Here is a 15,433-nt window from a genome sequence, read left to right as displayed (position 1 = left end):
CCTTGAAGGAAAAAGAATACAGAAAAGTAAGGAACACATTATATATATACGAGCGCGCATCGGAATATACTAAGTTCACCCCTTGACATAGACCACAGAACGGCCGGCACCACGCTTGAGGAGCCCAAAGAAAACTGACAATAAACCTGCGAAAGGCTACATCCGGAAAGCCCGGATACTAAACGAGAACTACTGAACAACTTTTCTCACCACAGATATGTTTCTTTCTTACCACACCCGCGTTTCTTTCTTACCACAGCTGTGGTAAGAAAAGAACATTGCCGTGGAAAGATTAGTTTTTTAGGGAAAAACAAGGTAGAAAGTAAGAAGACAGCAATTATATTCTGGCATTTTACAAACTAACTATCCATAAAGAACGAAATGACATACTTCAAAGATAAAAGAAAAGAGAATGAAATCTGCCACAATACTGTGACAAACAGAAAAACTCAGCGACAGATAGGGTAAATATCAACCTAATTATTTATCTTTGTTAGCTTTTAAAAGTTAGCATACTAAAAACAATAAAGTGCAATGAAAGATTTTCTGAAATTTACGTTTGCCACCATTACCGGCATCATCGTATCAGTCGTTGTTTTAGTTTTCATCAGTATTCTGGTGGTTTTCAGTATGGTATCATCTTCGGAGTCGGAAACGCAAGTACGCAAAAACTCCATTATGATGCTGGATTTGAATGGTGCACTGGCTGAACGCAGCCAAGACAATCCGTTCGATGCCCTTATGGGAGACAATTATAAGACTTATGGTCTGGATGATGTACTCTCCTCTATCAAAAAAGCAAAAGAGAATGACGACATTAAAGGTATCTATATAGAAGCGACTTCGCTAGGTACAGGATTTGCTTCATGCGAAGAAATACGCAATGCATTGAAGGATTTCAAGGAATCGGGAAAATTCATCGTGGCTTATGGTGACAGCTATTCCCAAGGTCTTTATTATCTGTCAAGTGTAGCCGACAAGGTGTTGCTGAACCCGCAAGGTATGGTCGAGTGGAAGGGCTTGGCCGCTGCCCCCATGTTCTTCAAGGATTTGCTGGCCAAAATCGGAGTAGAAATGCAGATATTCAAAGTAGGTACCTACAAATCGGCTGTAGAGCCTTTCATCTCTACCGAAATGAGCCCTGCCAACCGTGAACAAATCGATGCTTACCTGACCTCTATCTGGGGAGAAGTGACCAATGATGTTGCAGAATCACGCAAAATATCTGTAGACTCACTGAACGCCATTGCCGACCGCATGTTGATGTTCTATCCCGCAGAAGAAAGTGTGCAATGCGGACTGGTCGATACATTAATATATAAGAATGATGTGCACAACTACCTGAAAGCGATGGTAGGCATCGACAAAGACGACCGCATGCCCGTACTTGGTTTACAGGACATGATTAACGTAAAGAAGAATGTTCCCAAAGACAAAAGTGGAAATGTGATTGCCGTATACTATGCCTATGGAGAAATTGATAGCGGTTCATCTTCTGCCTCCAGCGAAGAAGGCATCAACTCTAAAAAGGTGATAAAAGACCTGCGCAAGCTGAAAGATGATGAAGATATAAAAGCTGTAGTATTACGCATAAACTCACCGGGCGGAAGCGCCTATGGTTCAGAACAGATATGGTATGCAGTCAACGAACTAAAGAAAGAGAAACCGGTCATTGTTTCCATGGGTGACTATGCAGCTTCAGGAGGTTACTACATTTCCTGCAATGCAGACACCATCGTGGCTGAACCTACCACACTGACGGGTTCTATCGGTATCTTCGGCATGTTCCCCAACGCAAAGGGGCTGACTGAGAAAATCGGGATAAACTTTGATGTAGTGAAAACCAATAAATACGCAGACTTCGGCATGCTGACACGCCCGATGAATGACAGTGAAAAGGGGCTGATGCAAATGTATGTAAACAACGGATATGACCTCTTCCTCACCCGCTGCTCCGATGGCCGAGGCATCAGCAAGGAAAACTTGAATAAAATTGCCCAGGGCCGTGTGTGGACCGGAAGCAAAGCCAAGGAACTAGGACTGGTCGACGAATTGGGTGGTTTAGACAAAGCTTTAGACATTGCCATTGCAAAGGCTGGAGTAGATGCCTATACTGTGATGAGTTATCCGAAAAAGAAAAGTTTCTTTGAAAGCTTAATGAACACCAATCCAGGTAACTACGTCAAAGTACGCATGCTGAAAGGCACAATGGGTGCGATATACCAGCAAATTAGCGTCCTGGAGAATTTTGACAAATATAACCGTATACAAGCACGTGTACCCTTTGAACTGAATATTCAATAAATGGAGGAAAACTTTATTAAGATATATCACTGGCTATATCCCCTATCATGGCTTTATGGGATAGGGGTATGCTTGCGAAATAAACTCTTTGACTGGGGCTGGCTCCGGTCAAAGAGTTTTGACGTTCCAGTAATATGTGTGGGCAACCTTGCTGTGGGTGGAACTGGTAAGACGCCACATACCGAATATCTGATAAAGCTATTACAAAAAAACGGAGTGAATGTAGCCACCCTCAGTCGGGGGTACAAGCGTAAAAGCCGAGGCTATGTACTGGCCGATGACAAGAGCAATGTACAGCAAATAGGTGACGAGCCATATCAAATTAAAAATAAATTCCCTAATGCATGGGTAGCAGTAGACGAAAACCGTTGCCACGGTATTGAACAACTGCTGAGACTGGAAAATCCCACCGTAGAAGCCATTATCCTAGACGATGCCTTCCAACATCGCCATGTAAAAGCCGGACTGAACATTCTACTGACTGATTTTCACCGATTACTATGCGACGATGCCTTGCTCCCTGCCGGAAGACTCCGCGAACCTTCAAGCAGTAAAAACCGGGCGCAGATAGTCATCGTCACCAAATGTCCGGATGACATCAAGCCAATAGACTTCAACATCATCGCCAAGCGGCTTCATCTTTATCCATACCAGCAACTGTACTTCTCCAGATTCCGCTATGGGATGTTGATGCCACTATTTCCTGAGAAAACGAACAGCCGGAAAATTCTCTCCTGCTTCACCGGAAACGAGCAGGTGCTGCTGGTGACAGGCATCGCCTCCCCCGCTCCCTTGCAGAAAGAAATAGAATCTTACACCTCACACGTCAATTTACTAGCATTTGATGACCATCATGACTTTACCCCCAAGGATTTATCGCAGATAAAGGAGCAATTCTTGCATCTGGAAGAATGGAAAAGACTGATAATCATCACAGAAAAAGATGCGGCAAAGCTAAAGATTCATTCTACACTGGATGAAATACTGAAGCCGCACATCTACGTGCTGCCGATAGAAATAGAAATTTTACAGAATCAACAATATATATTTAACCAAAACATTATTGGCTATGTTAGAGCGCATTCAAGAAACAGCAGCCTTTCTGAAAGGAAAGATGCATACCCAGCCTGAGACAGCAATCATCCTCGGTACCGGACTCGGCAGCCTTGCCAACGAAATCACCGAAAAGTATGAAATAAAGTACGAAGAAATCCCCAACTTCCCCGTCTCTACTGTAGAGGGGCACAGCGGAAAACTCATCTTCGGCAAATTGGGCAACAAGGACATCATGGCGATGCAGGGACGTTTTCATTTCTATGAAGGCTATTCCATGAAGGAAGTAACCTTCCCCGTACGCGTAATGCATGAACTAGGCATCAAAACTCTGTTCGTATCCAATGCCAGCGGCGGTACCAACCCGGATTTTGAAATTGGCGACTTGATGATTATCACCGACCATATAAACTACTTCCCCGAACATCCGTTGCGTGGCAAAAACATACCCTACGGTCCCCGCTTCCCGGATATGAGCGAAGCATACGACAAAGAACTGATTCGCAAGGCTGATGCTATTGCAGCAGAAAAGGACATCAAGGTTCAGCACGGTGTCTACATCGGTACGCAAGGTCCTACATTCGAAACGCCTGCAGAATATAAGCTGTTCCACATTTTGGGTGCTGATGCAGTGGGCATGTCCACCGTACCAGAAGTTATTGTGGCAAATCATTGCGGAATCAAAGTATTTGGTGTATCTGTCATTACAGACCTGGGTGTGGAAGGTAAAATCGTAGAAGTTTCTCACGAAGAAGTGCAGAAAGCTGCCGACGAAGCACAACCGAGAATGACAGAGATTATGCGGGAACTAATTAATAGAGCATAAGAAAGCATGAGAACAGAAATAGCCACCCTCGGCGAGTTCGGCCTCATCCACCACCTCACCGAAAGCATAAAACTAAAGAACGAGTCGAGCCGATACGGTGTCGGAGATGATGCCGCCGTCCTCTCCTACTCGGCCGAAAAGGAAGTACTCGTTACTACTGACTTACTGATGGAAGGTGTACACTTCGACCTTGTGTATGTACCTCTCAAGCATTTGGGATATAAATCGGCTGTAGTCAATTTTTCCGATATCTATGCCATGAACGGCACGCCGAAGCAAATTACCGTTTCCTTGGGTATATCCAAACGTTTCAGTATAGAAGACATGGAGGAACTCTATACCGGTATCCGTCTGGCTTGCGAAGAATATGATGTTGACATCGTGGGAGGAGACACCTCCGCTTCCTATACCGGGCTTACCATCAGCATCACCTGCATAGGCGAGGGGGAGAAAGGAAAAGTAGTCTACCGTAATGGTGCCCGCGTGACTGACCTGATTTGTGTCAGCGGTAACCTAGGTGCCGCCTACATGGGATTACAACTTTTAGAACGTGAAAAAGCGGTTCTCAAAGGAGGTGACAAAGATTTGCAACCGGACTTTTCGGGGAAAGAGTATCTTCTGGAACGTCAGTTAAAACCCGAAGCACGCCGTGACATCATCCAGAAACTGGCAGAAGAGGGTATACAACCCACCTCCATGATGGATATATCGGACGGTCTTTCTTCGGAATTACTGCATATCTGTACCCAAAGCAAAGTGGGTTGCCGCGTTTACGAAGAACATATTCCTATCGACTATCAGACAGCTGTAATGGCAGAAGAATTCAATATGAACCTGAGCACTTGTGCACTGAACGGAGGCGAGGATTATGAGTTATTGTTCACCGTCCCCATTGCCGACCATGAAAAGGTTGCCGAAATGGAAGGCGTCAAGCTGATTGGCCATATCACCAAACCAGAATTAGGCTGTGCACTAATTACCCGTGACGGCCAAGAGTTTGAACTCAAAGCACAAGGATGGAATCCTTTGAAGGAAGAAGAAGCGGAAAAAGCATAGCTATAAAACTTTTTCAATATTTTTTCTCAAATCATAAACACTGATAATTAGCCACATAGCCAATTATCAGCGTTTTTTATTATGAAAGCTATTGTATAGTACAAAAGTTTCACTATCTTTGCAACCGCAAAAGAGATAAACATGGTGCCATAGCTCAGTTGGTAGAGCAAAGGACTGAAAATCCTTGTGTCCCCGGTTCGATTCCTGGTGGCACCACCAAAAAAGCTTTCACTTTTAGAAAACCCTTGAATTAGAGATAGTTCAAGGGTTCTTTTTTTACCCTCGTTACGCATTTTATTACATATTTGTGAAGTTGGATTTTGCCAATTCAGTGGCTTTTTTTAAGGCTTTGAAAAAAGCCATAAACACGCACCATATTTCATTGTTTTTCAACCATTTGTCAACATCAATCTCCGGTGTAAAAAAGTAATTTTGCACACATGGCCGAATGAGCTTGAAATTGTGAAAGAAGTTTAAAACTACGGAATGTCCCATCAGAATGAAAAAAAGGAATCGAACCCGGGATACCAAAGGCAATTCGAACCTGGGAAAATGGGATTTTTATGGCTTTTCTATGGCTTTTCCACAAGCCGCTCAAAAAAGCCACCGAATTTAACACTTCGTCTCACCTCCTCATGCCATCCGGTTTTGACGAAACAATTGGATGTAACACTTCTAAAAAACAAAAGTGATGAAACAAGGAACAATGAACATTCTTTTTTTCGTGCTCAAAACGAAATTGTTGAAAAACGGTGAGGCGCCCGTACTGATGCGGATAACCATCAACGGAGACTATGACGATGCCCGTATCCAAAGAAGCGTGCCTCTGAACTTATGGAACGCGGCCAAAGGATGCAGCAAAGGCAGGGACAGGGCATCCGTCGCATTGAACACCTATATTGCGGAATTACATGCCCGTGCCCTTGAGAAACACAAGGAACTGGTATTGGAACAGGCCCTGATTACCCCGAAACTAATCCTGAAACGAGTTTTCGGAAAAGATACCGGAATGCGTACGCTGCTCGGCACCATGCAGGAAGGCATCGAGGAAATGGAAAGCCTGGTGAATATAGACTATTCCCCTGTCACCATTAACCGATATAAGAATGTGGTGAAAAAATTGCGGCAGCTTATCCCCTCCTATTATGGCAAGGAGGACATCACCTTCCACGAATTGACACCGGAGTTCATCCATGCGTTCGACATCTACCTGAAAACGGAAGGAGGCTTGTGCCGGAACACGATAGTCCGCTACATGAAATGCTTCAAGAAATTCACCAATATGGCATTGGCAAAGGAATGGATGCGTAAGAATCCCTTTTACGGTTATAAGATGGAGCAGGACGAGACCGATCCGGTATTCCTGACCTACGACGAGCTACAGACCGTCATAAAGAAAAAATTCACGGTTCCCCGGCTTGAACTGGTCAGGGATGTCTTTGTCTTTGCCTGCTTCACCGGCCTGGCGTTCTCCGATGTAGCCGGCCTGAACAATGAGAATCTGGTGCAGGACAATCTCGGGGACTGGTGGATAAGGAAAGGAAGGGTCAAGCTGGAGCGCCGCAGAAAAGCGTCTTCCATCAGCAACATCCCGCTGCTGCCCATTCCCCTGGCCATATTGGAGAAATACAGGGAACACCCGGTCTGCATAAAGAAAGGATGCTGCCTGCCCGTCTTATGCAACCAGAAAATGAACAGCTACCTCAAGGAAATCGCCGATTTCTGCGGCATAAAGAAAAATCTGACCACGCATGTGGCCCGCCATACTTTCGGAACCACCGTCACGCTCGCCAACAACGTTCCCTTGCAGGATGTATCCGTCATGCTCGGACATGCCTCCACACGCATGACCCAACATTACGCACGGGTCATGAACAGCAGCCTGAAAGAAGCCATGAACAATGTAAAGGAACGTATGGCGCAATAGACGTACAACACACCATTAAAGCCGTCCCCGCAAGGATGGCTTTTTTTGTATCCGAAAATCCATAAACACCTGCCATTCTTTCATTTTCTTACCCGCAAAGATAACCCTTTGCCTCTCTGATTGCGCAAGGCGGCCCCTTTCAGGGGCTGGTTGGCTAAAAGAAAATCATCCTCGCTTCGCTCCGGTATTTTCTTTTGCCAAGCCTTGCACAATCAAGGCAAAGGGCTGCCCGGCAAGTAAGAAACCGAAATACTGGCTCCACGGAGCCGGTCATGTCTAACTTTAAAACAGTAGAAGTATGAACAAGATGACAGTAACCAAAGTACGAACAGGACAGGAAAATACGAATCCTGCAATCACCACACTGGTCTATCGGGAAAAGAGTTATCCGGCACGGGAAGTACAAGGCAAAGACGGGAACTATACGGTTTCCGTAGAAAGGCTGGAACAGGAACTGCTGGATGGCATCAAAAGCCTCGACCCGGCAGCTTTCGAGCTGGACGAGAGCATAGCCTGCTATTGCACGGAAGAGGAAATCCGCACACTGCCGGACGAAGAACTGGACGAAATGATTTACGGCTGACATCAAAAAAGCAATGGTTATGACTGAAACGACAGCAACAAAGGTCCGGGAAGAACAAGTAACGGACCTTACCGCAGAGAACGCACACCGGGTCACGATGGTCCGGGAAAAGGGTACGGACCATCCTCCCGTACCGTTCCATTTCAGAAAGGAGCATCACGGGATGCACCACTTTGTACATCTGTACGGAAATCCGGAAGACCGGAATGAATTGCATTCCAGTAACTTCAAAGACTGGGAAGCCATAGCATTCAAACATCCGGGCTATCTGGAGGATATGTGGAAACAGGCCTGCGACGCATACGCCTGGAGTTCCTTCGATCCGGAGATTCGCGGAGAAACGGACATCATGGTTTACGGGGAGGAGCTGCACAATGACCTGCAACTCATGCCGGAAGGGGAACGGGAAACCTATATCACCGCCTACCGGCAAAGGCTGTCCGCCCAGCTCTCGGCCCTCTCGCGCTGCGCCAACCCGATGGTGACGGGACGGGGCGGATTTGATTACCGCAGGCAGGAAAAAATGAACAAAAGCTACCGGAACCGCTACGAGGAATTCCGCGATTGGCGGCAAAAGGTCCTTGCATCCGTCAAACGGAAACAGGAAACCGCCAGACCGGAGGAAGAGAAGCGGGAAAAGGCATGGCAGACGCTCAAACGCGACATCAGGAGCAGCGCCGACACCATCCACGGGATTGATACCGGACAATGCCGGGGCTACAGCCGTGCCCTGTTCGTCAGCAGCATCCTGAACAAGGTATCCACCCTTGCCAATCACGGGGAAGTGGAAATCGTCCGCAGAGCGGTGGACTTCATTTCCGAATATAACGCAAGGGTGAAGAAACCCGTCATCACCCAAAGAAACAAATTCTTCCAATTGCCGGAACTTGCGGAACGGATGCGCGAAAAGTTGAAAGCGGTGCAAAGTCAGGAAAGCAAGGAAGTGCCGTTCGAGGGCGGAACACTTGTATGGAACTATGGGGAAGACCGCCTTCAGATCCTGTTTGACAGAATTCCCGAAGACAGCAGACGCAAGGAACTGAAATCCGCCGGATTCCGCTGGTCACCCAAAAACAAGGCATGGCAACGGCAGCTTACCTCCAATGCACTCAGTGCCGCCAAGAGAGTGTTGAATCTTCAAAACATCTGAGCCATGAAAAATGCAAGACCCGGATTCGTCATCGACCCGTACCGTTTCGACGGGAGCTTCCTTACCTCCATGTCGGACGGCATACACTGCGATTATACCCACAAGACGCTGGAAGAGCTGAGAGCCGGAGAGGACAATCCCCGGCTTGTCACCGTCTCAAGGAACACGGCAGACAAGATGTTCCGTATCCACTTGAAATCCAAGTGCCTTCCGTTCAAGGAAATAACAGAAAGCCAATACTATGAGAACATGGATATGCTGCCGCCCGTCCGACATACCAGAAATTTCTTTTTCATCGGCGAGCCCTGCTTCAGAGACCTGTACACATTCTGTTTTCATGTGGAAGGACGTTATTTCACCGGACTGCGCTCCGTCACCACACCCAGAAAAGAACTGGAAAGGCAGATGGAGGGACATTACCGGAGCCTCACTTTCAGAGGCGGTGTCACCAAAGGGCCGGCCTGTGCCATTACCGGCAAAACAAACAGGCAGTATCTTCTCACACCCTATTTCTTCACTGATACGGACGGAGAGAAAAAATTCATCTGCAACCTGGTCACCGGCCCGGATGAGGAGCCGGATATCCGAAACGCAAGAAAAAACATGGCGGAAATCCTGCTCAGCCTGCGCCGCCATCATTTCCTCTATTTCTCCGCACACAAGAGGCGGGATGATATGGAAATCTTTCTGGAAGAGGCAAAAAAACGAAGGCACACCCTGCTGGCAAACGGAAAACTTCTCCAGTTCCCCATGAACCGGGAGTCCGTATCATTTACCGGAACGGTCAAGGAAACGCAAGAGCCGTTCTTCTTCCGGATTTATGACAGGGACTTGTTCCTGTACCTGCTATACGCCTTACGCAATATCAGAAGAGAAAAGGCGGAAATGTAAATTGAATAATCAACCCGGTATGGCGACAGCCCGATAACGGCAGTCGTCATATCTCAAAAAAATGATGGAATCATGAAAACAATGACCGAAGAATCGTTGCAACGCAAACTTGCACGTCTGGAGTCCGCCCTGGACACCGAAAGGGCACGCCTGAGAAAGGCGTGTGACAAAATCCCCTGGGGAGCCGGGATGCGGCGTACAAAATGTACCCCGTCATTCCGAAGAGAGAATGAACTGATTGAAAAAATAAAGGTGGTGAAACTGCAACTTTCCCAAGTGCGTACAGTCAATGCCCCCGCCGGGCAATAATCTGAATAGACAAATGAACACAACAATCTTGACAGAAAACTCCCATCCACAATCAACAGGAGGCCACCGGACAGGAAGCAGTCTGAATATGCCCCCGAAATCCTGGAAAGACTATGTCCCCCGATATGTCAGCCTCTATTATGTGGACTACAATGAGAATCTGGACAGCCGTGAGGACTTGCAGGAACGGTGTATCCGCCGGAACAGCCTCCATCCATTGGAAGAACAGGTCTGGGAATGGTATGCCGAACAGGAGCACGACAACCTGCAAGGGTATCTTGCAGATATAAGGAAAGCCATGGAAGCGGACGGAAAAGCCGACGAATATGCCCGAAATGAAGAAGGCATAAAAGACCTGCTTTACGAACGGAACAGCATCGATCCGACAGATGAGCTGATAGACAACTCCGCCGTCACCAACATGTTCTATTCCCTGGGAGTGGAGATAGAAGGATACGTGTACGGAAGTAACGCACGCAAAGAGTCCGAAGCCATCTCCCTCCGTAAAATCAGGCGGGCGCTCAAGCTGAAGAAAGGGCAGTTTGCCGATGAGCTTCATGAGCTTCTGGCCAATGCCCCATACGGAGGCGAGCTCCGCATCTATTTCAATGCCATATTCTCCAGACTGCTCACGGGAGATACCGGAAATGATTTCAAGCGCATCCGGTTCTACGGAGATGTCATCGTTGCCATTGCGGACAGCCGCAACGGTGCAGGATACCATGTCAGGCTGCCAACGGACATCACCCTCCCGTTTTGCAGGGACAACCTCTTTACGGACTCCCAAGTGCATTATTCCTATGCCAATGAAATCTGCGGGATGCTGAACAGCTGGTGTGATTCCACCCGGTGGGAAACCGGAATGAAGCCGTTGAAGTCCACCATGCGGAAAAGCCGCATGAGCGAGCATCAGAAACAGGAAGCCCTTTATGAAAAAAGATTCCGGGAAGGCGGATGCACCTTGGGAGACATGAACCATAAGCGTCACAGGAACACCTATTATATAAACAGTTTCCCATGTGGAACCAAATGTCCGCATTGCGGCACATTCTGGATTGACTGAAAACAACTACACAAGAACGAATCAAATACCAATTCAAAAAATAAGATTATGGACAATCAAAAAGCAAAAATGTTGGGCGAGAATCTTGCCCACTACAAGAGAATGCAGGAAAACGGTACTGTGGACATAATCGAGTTCCACACAACCGACGGTCAGAAATTCGGAATCGGCAATGTCGCCGCCATCCAACTACTACTTTCAGTAGCCGTTACCGAGCTGGAACGCCAGTTGCATACAGCCCGTTTCGGCGACATTCCGGAACGACTGGAGGAAAGCCGTGAATACAAGACGGCCAGGAAACTGGAACAGGCGTTGAATGACATGGGGTTCAATCCGGAACGTTTCGCCGAAACCCTTCCCTATTTTCACAAGACATTGGAACAGGCTTTCTTCAGAGTGATGAAAGCATGCATCATCGGTATGGCAAAACGTGAGCCGAGCCATATTGACGGGCGCAACAGGGCGGCTTACGAGATGTGCCGGATGCTGGCCCCCATGTTGGAAGACACCGCCTTGCCTTTCATTTGAAAGCATGAAATCCCAAAATGACCGGAGAACGGACTTCAAAGCGGAAAAGCCGAGGTCCGCTTCTTCATTGTTTAACAGATAAAACGCAAAAGTCATGAAAATCCTGAATGAAGAACATTTCGAGAATGTAAAGCGCTATGCTGAATCCATCGGCGACACCTCGCTCCAAAAATGTCTGGACCGGTTGAAGAGTTGGGAGGAAAATCCCGACCGGCCCAGCGAGATTTCACTCTGTTATGACCATGCCCCATACTCGTTCGGCTTCACACAACGCTATCCCGACGGAAAAACTGGTATCGTGGGAGGTCTGCTCTATCACGGAATTCCTGACAGATCGTTCGCCGTAACATTGCAGCCGTTCCACGGATGGCAGATACATACCTGAAAAGCATGAAATTCCAAAATGACCGGAAAGCGGACTTCAGAACTGAAAAGCTGAGGTCCGCTTTTTCATTTCTTGCTGTAAAGATAGCCGTTTGCCGGGATGATTGCGCAAGGCGGCCCCTTGCAGGGGCTGGGTTGGCTGAAAGAAAATCATCCTCGCTCCGCTCCGGTATTTTCTTTCGCCAAGCCTTGTACAATCCCCGGCAAACAGACAGGAAAGACATCAAGAAATAAAAATGCCTACCCGTGTAGGCAGATGTCTCACTAAAAAAGAACAGATATGGAAACACTGGATTACAACCAAATGCTGCTTGTCTCCCTGTGGCAATACAACCATCACGGGGATGAGGAACTGACTCCCGCGCTTTTTGAAGAAACGTTCGGGAAGGTCGACGGAAGCCACTACTACGAGAAATGGACCGGCTATTTCAACCGGAACCTCTGGGACATGATCGCCTATTTCAGAAGCGAGAAGGAGAACGGACAGAAATTCTGTGACATGGTTGCCCGCCAGGTCGGATTGTACCAACAAAACCGGTCATGACATGGAATACAGTAACTTTTATGACCTGAAAAGCCTGGTCCGGCTCAATGAGCGTGAAGGATGCGCATGTTCCATAGAGGAGCGCGATGTGGAGAAAGTGAACCGGCTGATCTTCAGGATGCGGAAAGAGCGGGAAGAGAACCCGGCACCCGTAGCCGGAGACACCGTCACTTATACCACCCGTGGCGGCGACTACTATCCGCAGGCGCACATTGAAAGAAGCGATGGCCGGGAAGCCCAGCTCTGCCTTCTTCCCCGGATGCCGTTCTGCCATGAGAAAGAAGGACGGACCTGTTATAACACGGAAGGAGGACCTTGGGTTACGACAGACCCGGGATTATTACTTCCGGACGGCATACGCGGCAAACAGTTCCGGACATGGGGGCATACCGGAAGACACGAGAACGGCGCGGTCCTGTTCCACACATCCGTCAGGGCATGGAAATATACGGAACCTGAACCCTTGTACGGAGAGTACACCACAAAAGAATGGACAAAATACCTCATCGAACGCCGGCAGGACATTGAGCCGGCAGGCGCGTTCATTTACCGGAACGAATCATTCACTGTCTACTCCAAGGAAGAACTGGACCGGATGGTCGGGATCCTGCACGGAAGACTTTTCGACGGATTCCGCCAAGGCCTGTTCATACTATGGGGATACCGGATGGAATGGAAGGAACTCCCCGCATGGGAATGGAACATGCTGAAAGCGGAAACCCACCTCTCTTTCCTTGGTGTTTCCCCCGTCAGGATACGGACAGACCATGACGGGCATACAGTAACCATCTATAAAAAATCAGAATAATATGGCACAGTACAACACTCCGCAAGCGTTACGTCCGCTTGAGAAGCTTATCTGCGATTTCGCATATTCGAACGGATACGAGCCGATGTCCGTCTTCAACGATTTCCTGCGTTACGTCACCCACGGGTTCTCACCCGGTGCGCCGCCCGTCAAGGACTGGAAATACAAACGGCAGCAGAACCGTTTCTTCATGGAACTGCTTGCCGGATGGATACAGCTCATGCAGCGGGAATTGCAGACCCGTGAGTGGTTCGACGCGTTCGGTGACCTGTTCATGGCCCTCTCTTCCCGGGGCGGGCAGCAGGCGCACGGACAGTTCTTCACCCCCGTGCACATCTGTGACCTGATGGTACAATGTACCGGTACGGATGAGAAAACGACCGGCAAACGGATGAATGACCCGACTTGCGGAAGCGGAAGGCTGCTACTGGCGTACCACGTACGCAACTTGGGCAATTACCTGGTTGCGGAGGACATCAGCCGTACCTGCTGCCTGATGACCGTCTGCAACATGCTCATACACGGATGCGTGGGCGAGGTCATCCAGCATGACAGCCTGCTCCCCGAGGACTTCAAGGACGGATGGTTCGTGAATCCTGTCCTGACGACGACCGGCATTCCCACCATCCGGAAAATGAGCGAGGACGAATACCGGACAAGCCGGAACATCCCCCTTTCCGGCCTGAAACAGCGTATGGCACAATTCCAAAAGCGGAAGGATGCCCCGGTATCCCGTCCCGCATGTTTAACTTCTAAAAAAACAATATCATGAGACTTTATGCAAGCAACGAACTGAAATCCCGTCTGACGCATGCGGCGGCAAACGGAAGTGTGATCGCGGCGGACATCCTGTCCGAGTTGAAGAAAAACCGCCCGGCGCAGGAGATTATCCGCGGATCCTATAATTTCCTGTCCACCAAACGGAAGTGGACGGACTGCGGTTCCTTCCGGAAAATCCGGATTGTGTTCACCGCCTTCAACAAGGACCCGGAACATCCCAATTTCCCGGACAGGAACAACCCTCAGGCACCCTGGTTCCCTGAAAACCGGACAGACCTGGAACCATCCACCTTCATCGAACAGTTCAAGAACCTGCGGGAATACACATCCTGCGAGATCAGTTATTTCCGCAGCGCCATCACGCTCGACAGCAAAGTTTCCGTCAGGTTGCATACGGGAATGAATGATTTCCTGGACGCCTATCAGGAATCCAACTACAGTTCCATTACGGACGGAGACACGTCCACCCTGCACAATTCATGTATGCGGTACGAAGACAAGGCGCGCAATGCGGCGGATTTCTACGCCAACTTCGCGGGTGCCGGCATCCTGGTAGCGAGGGACGAAGGGAACAACGTGATCGGAAGGGCCGTCGTATGGAGGAAAGCCGTGTGGAACACAACCGGAATGCCGGCCATACAGGTTTCCGTACTGGACCGTATCTATACGTCACATGCCTTTGTCATGGATTTGATCAGGGAGCAGGCGGGAAGCCTCGGCATCAACCTACGGAAGAAATACAACGACTATACGCATCCGGAAGATTTCATCAGCATGAGCCAGATACCCGGAATGGCAGAGGAACCCGGCACGGAAGTGCATGTCCGGCTGTCGGTGAAGGTGCCGGCATTCCGGTGGCACAAAAAAGGGGTTCCCTATCTGGATACGTTCCATTACATCCACCTGAACGGTAGCAGGCTGGAACTGACCAATCACAACGGCTGTACGGCGATCGCCTCCTGCCAGCACACACAGGGGTGTGCAACAGCCTTGAGGTATGTATGCCCACAATGCGGAGGCATACATGAGGACAGCAACAGACTGTACTGCAACGTGTGTTACCCCCTCTATTATACACAAACGGCCTTCGGCACGATCATGAAAGGGACTCCGGTGGAATACAAGGGAAAAATCTATCCCTCCACGCTGTTCAAAAAGGGACGGCCCATACCCGGATTCAAAAGCTACCTGCAAATTCAGAAATTATTCACCTCTTAAATATCAGAA

Annotated in this window: 16 protein-coding genes, 1 tRNA gene and 1 pseudogene; 17 read left to right on the top strand and 1 reads right to left on the bottom strand. The window is 48.6% G+C overall.

Going from position 1 to position 15,433, the window contains the following annotated elements; all coding sequences use genetic code 11:
• Positions 1-534: 534 nt before the first annotated feature.
• The 6 genes from sppA (at position 535) to E5355_RS12275 (ending at position 7,166) form a co-directional block, all read left to right on the top strand.
• The gene (gene sppA, locus E5355_RS12300) at positions 535-2,304 is read left to right on the top strand and encodes a signal peptide peptidase SppA (RefSeq protein ID WP_136010573.1); all 1,770 of its coding nucleotides are present in this window, start codon (positions 535-537) and stop codon (positions 2,302-2,304) included.
• The gene (lpxK, locus tag E5355_RS12295) at positions 2,305-3,435 is read left to right on the top strand and encodes a tetraacyldisaccharide 4'-kinase (protein ID WP_136010572.1); all 1,131 of its coding nucleotides are present in this window, start codon (positions 2,305-2,307) and stop codon (positions 3,433-3,435) included. It begins immediately after the preceding gene.
• Positions 3,374-4,183 (top strand): purine-nucleoside phosphorylase, encoded by an 810-nt coding sequence (locus E5355_RS12290; RefSeq protein ID WP_136010571.1) that lies wholly within the window; start codon positions 3,374-3,376, stop codon positions 4,181-4,183. Before lpxK ends, E5355_RS12290 begins: the two co-directional genes overlap by 62 nt.
• Positions 4,184-4,189: 6 nt before the next feature.
• Positions 4,190-5,239 (top strand): thiamine-phosphate kinase, encoded by a 1,050-nt coding sequence (thiL, locus tag E5355_RS12285; RefSeq protein WP_136010570.1) that lies wholly within the window; start codon positions 4,190-4,192, stop codon positions 5,237-5,239.
• Between the two features lie 143 nt (positions 5,240-5,382).
• Positions 5,383-5,458, top strand: a tRNA-Phe gene (locus E5355_RS12280).
• 472 nt (positions 5,459-5,930) lie between these two features.
• Complete coding sequence (locus tag E5355_RS12275) at positions 5,931-7,166, top strand: site-specific integrase (RefSeq protein WP_057098514.1); 1,236 nt, start codon at positions 5,931-5,933, stop codon at positions 7,164-7,166.
• 80 nt (positions 7,167-7,246) lie between these two features.
• Here the strand turns inward: E5355_RS12275 and E5355_RS20375 are convergent.
• Positions 7,247-7,440: pseudogene (locus E5355_RS20375) on the bottom strand (hypothetical protein).
• Between the two features lie 24 nt (positions 7,441-7,464).
• Here E5355_RS20375 and E5355_RS12270 point away from each other — a divergent pair.
• The 11 genes from E5355_RS12270 (at position 7,465) to E5355_RS12215 (ending at position 15,424) form a co-directional block, all read left to right on the top strand.
• Positions 7,465-7,749, top strand: a complete 285-nt coding sequence (locus E5355_RS12270; protein WP_057098515.1) for a hypothetical protein — start codon at positions 7,465-7,467, stop codon at positions 7,747-7,749.
• A 19-nt stretch (positions 7,750-7,768) separates the two neighbouring features.
• Positions 7,769-8,899 (top strand): hypothetical protein, encoded by a 1,131-nt coding sequence (locus tag E5355_RS12265; protein WP_135035917.1) that lies wholly within the window; start codon positions 7,769-7,771, stop codon positions 8,897-8,899.
• Positions 8,900-8,902: 3 nt separating this feature from the next.
• Positions 8,903-9,790, top strand: coding sequence for a hypothetical protein (locus E5355_RS12260; RefSeq protein WP_057098517.1), 888 nt, complete (start codon positions 8,903-8,905; stop codon positions 9,788-9,790).
• Between the two features lie 72 nt (positions 9,791-9,862).
• The gene (locus tag E5355_RS12255) at positions 9,863-10,099 is read left to right on the top strand and encodes a hypothetical protein (RefSeq protein ID WP_016271634.1); all 237 of its coding nucleotides are present in this window, start codon (positions 9,863-9,865) and stop codon (positions 10,097-10,099) included.
• A gap of 88 nt (positions 10,100-10,187) precedes the next feature.
• Positions 10,188-11,162, top strand: coding sequence for a hypothetical protein (locus E5355_RS12250; RefSeq protein WP_057099532.1), 975 nt, complete (start codon positions 10,188-10,190; stop codon positions 11,160-11,162).
• A 48-nt stretch (positions 11,163-11,210) separates the two neighbouring features.
• Positions 11,211-11,690 (top strand): hypothetical protein, encoded by a 480-nt coding sequence (locus E5355_RS12245; RefSeq protein WP_135035920.1) that lies wholly within the window; start codon positions 11,211-11,213, stop codon positions 11,688-11,690.
• 94 nt (positions 11,691-11,784) lie between these two features.
• Entirely contained in the window at positions 11,785-12,075 is a 291-nt protein-coding gene (locus E5355_RS12240) for a DUF4120 family protein (protein WP_005682988.1), read from the top strand.
• Positions 12,076-12,354: 279 nt separating this feature from the next.
• Positions 12,355-12,618, top strand: coding sequence for a hypothetical protein (locus E5355_RS12230; RefSeq protein WP_005682987.1), 264 nt, complete (start codon positions 12,355-12,357; stop codon positions 12,616-12,618).
• Between the two features lies 1 nt (position 12,619).
• Positions 12,620-13,426, top strand: a complete 807-nt coding sequence (locus E5355_RS12225; protein ID WP_135035923.1) for a DUF4121 family protein — start codon at positions 12,620-12,622, stop codon at positions 13,424-13,426.
• Between the two features lies 1 nt (position 13,427).
• Entirely contained in the window at positions 13,428-14,198 is a 771-nt protein-coding gene (locus E5355_RS12220; RefSeq protein ID WP_005682985.1) for an N-6 DNA methylase, read from the top strand.
• Positions 14,195-15,424 carry a hypothetical protein gene (locus tag E5355_RS12215; protein WP_005682983.1) on the top strand — a complete coding sequence of 410 codons (1,230 nt, stop codon included), beginning with the start codon at positions 14,195-14,197 and terminating at the stop codon, positions 15,422-15,424. The genes E5355_RS12220 and E5355_RS12215 overlap by 4 nt, the downstream gene beginning before the upstream one ends.
• Positions 15,425-15,433 lie beyond the last annotated feature (9 nt).

It is taken from the genome of Bacteroides muris (ex Afrizal et al. 2022), assembly GCF_004793475.1.
GTDB classification, from domain to species: Bacteria; Bacteroidota; Bacteroidia; order Bacteroidales; family Bacteroidaceae; genus Bacteroides; species Bacteroides muris.
This window is presented reverse-complemented; position numbering and strand designations above follow the sequence as displayed.

What these genes read in the sequence shown, in the direction of transcription:
- sppA (WP_136010573.1), top strand. Translation starts at nt 535, where the DNA reads ATGAAAGATTTTCTGAAATTTACGTTTGCCACCATTACCGGCATCATC.
- lpxK (WP_136010572.1), top strand. Translation starts at nt 2,305, where the DNA reads ATGGAGGAAAACTTTATTAAGATATATCACTGGCTATATCCCCTATCA.
- E5355_RS12290 (WP_136010571.1), top strand. Translation starts at nt 3,374, where the DNA reads ATGTTAGAGCGCATTCAAGAAACAGCAGCCTTTCTGAAAGGAAAGATG.
- thiL (WP_136010570.1), top strand. Translation starts at nt 4,190, where the DNA reads ATGAGAACAGAAATAGCCACCCTCGGCGAGTTCGGCCTCATCCACCAC.
- E5355_RS12275 (WP_057098514.1), top strand. Translation starts at nt 5,931, where the DNA reads ATGAAACAAGGAACAATGAACATTCTTTTTTTCGTGCTCAAAACGAAA.
- E5355_RS12270 (WP_057098515.1), top strand. Translation starts at nt 7,465, where the DNA reads ATGAACAAGATGACAGTAACCAAAGTACGAACAGGACAGGAAAATACG.
- E5355_RS12265 (WP_135035917.1), top strand. Translation starts at nt 7,769, where the DNA reads ATGACTGAAACGACAGCAACAAAGGTCCGGGAAGAACAAGTAACGGAC.
- E5355_RS12260 (WP_057098517.1), top strand. Translation starts at nt 8,903, where the DNA reads ATGAAAAATGCAAGACCCGGATTCGTCATCGACCCGTACCGTTTCGAC.
- E5355_RS12255 (WP_016271634.1), top strand. Translation starts at nt 9,863, where the DNA reads ATGAAAACAATGACCGAAGAATCGTTGCAACGCAAACTTGCACGTCTG.
- E5355_RS12250 (WP_057099532.1), top strand. Translation starts at nt 10,188, where the DNA reads ATGCCCCCGAAATCCTGGAAAGACTATGTCCCCCGATATGTCAGCCTC.
- E5355_RS12245 (WP_135035920.1), top strand. Translation starts at nt 11,211, where the DNA reads ATGGACAATCAAAAAGCAAAAATGTTGGGCGAGAATCTTGCCCACTAC.
- E5355_RS12240 (WP_005682988.1), top strand. Translation starts at nt 11,785, where the DNA reads ATGAAAATCCTGAATGAAGAACATTTCGAGAATGTAAAGCGCTATGCT.
- E5355_RS12230 (WP_005682987.1), top strand. Translation starts at nt 12,355, where the DNA reads ATGGAAACACTGGATTACAACCAAATGCTGCTTGTCTCCCTGTGGCAA.
- E5355_RS12225 (WP_135035923.1), top strand. Translation starts at nt 12,620, where the DNA reads ATGGAATACAGTAACTTTTATGACCTGAAAAGCCTGGTCCGGCTCAAT.
- E5355_RS12220 (WP_005682985.1), top strand. Translation starts at nt 13,428, where the DNA reads ATGGCACAGTACAACACTCCGCAAGCGTTACGTCCGCTTGAGAAGCTT.
- E5355_RS12215 (WP_005682983.1), top strand. Translation starts at nt 14,195, where the DNA reads ATGAGACTTTATGCAAGCAACGAACTGAAATCCCGTCTGACGCATGCG.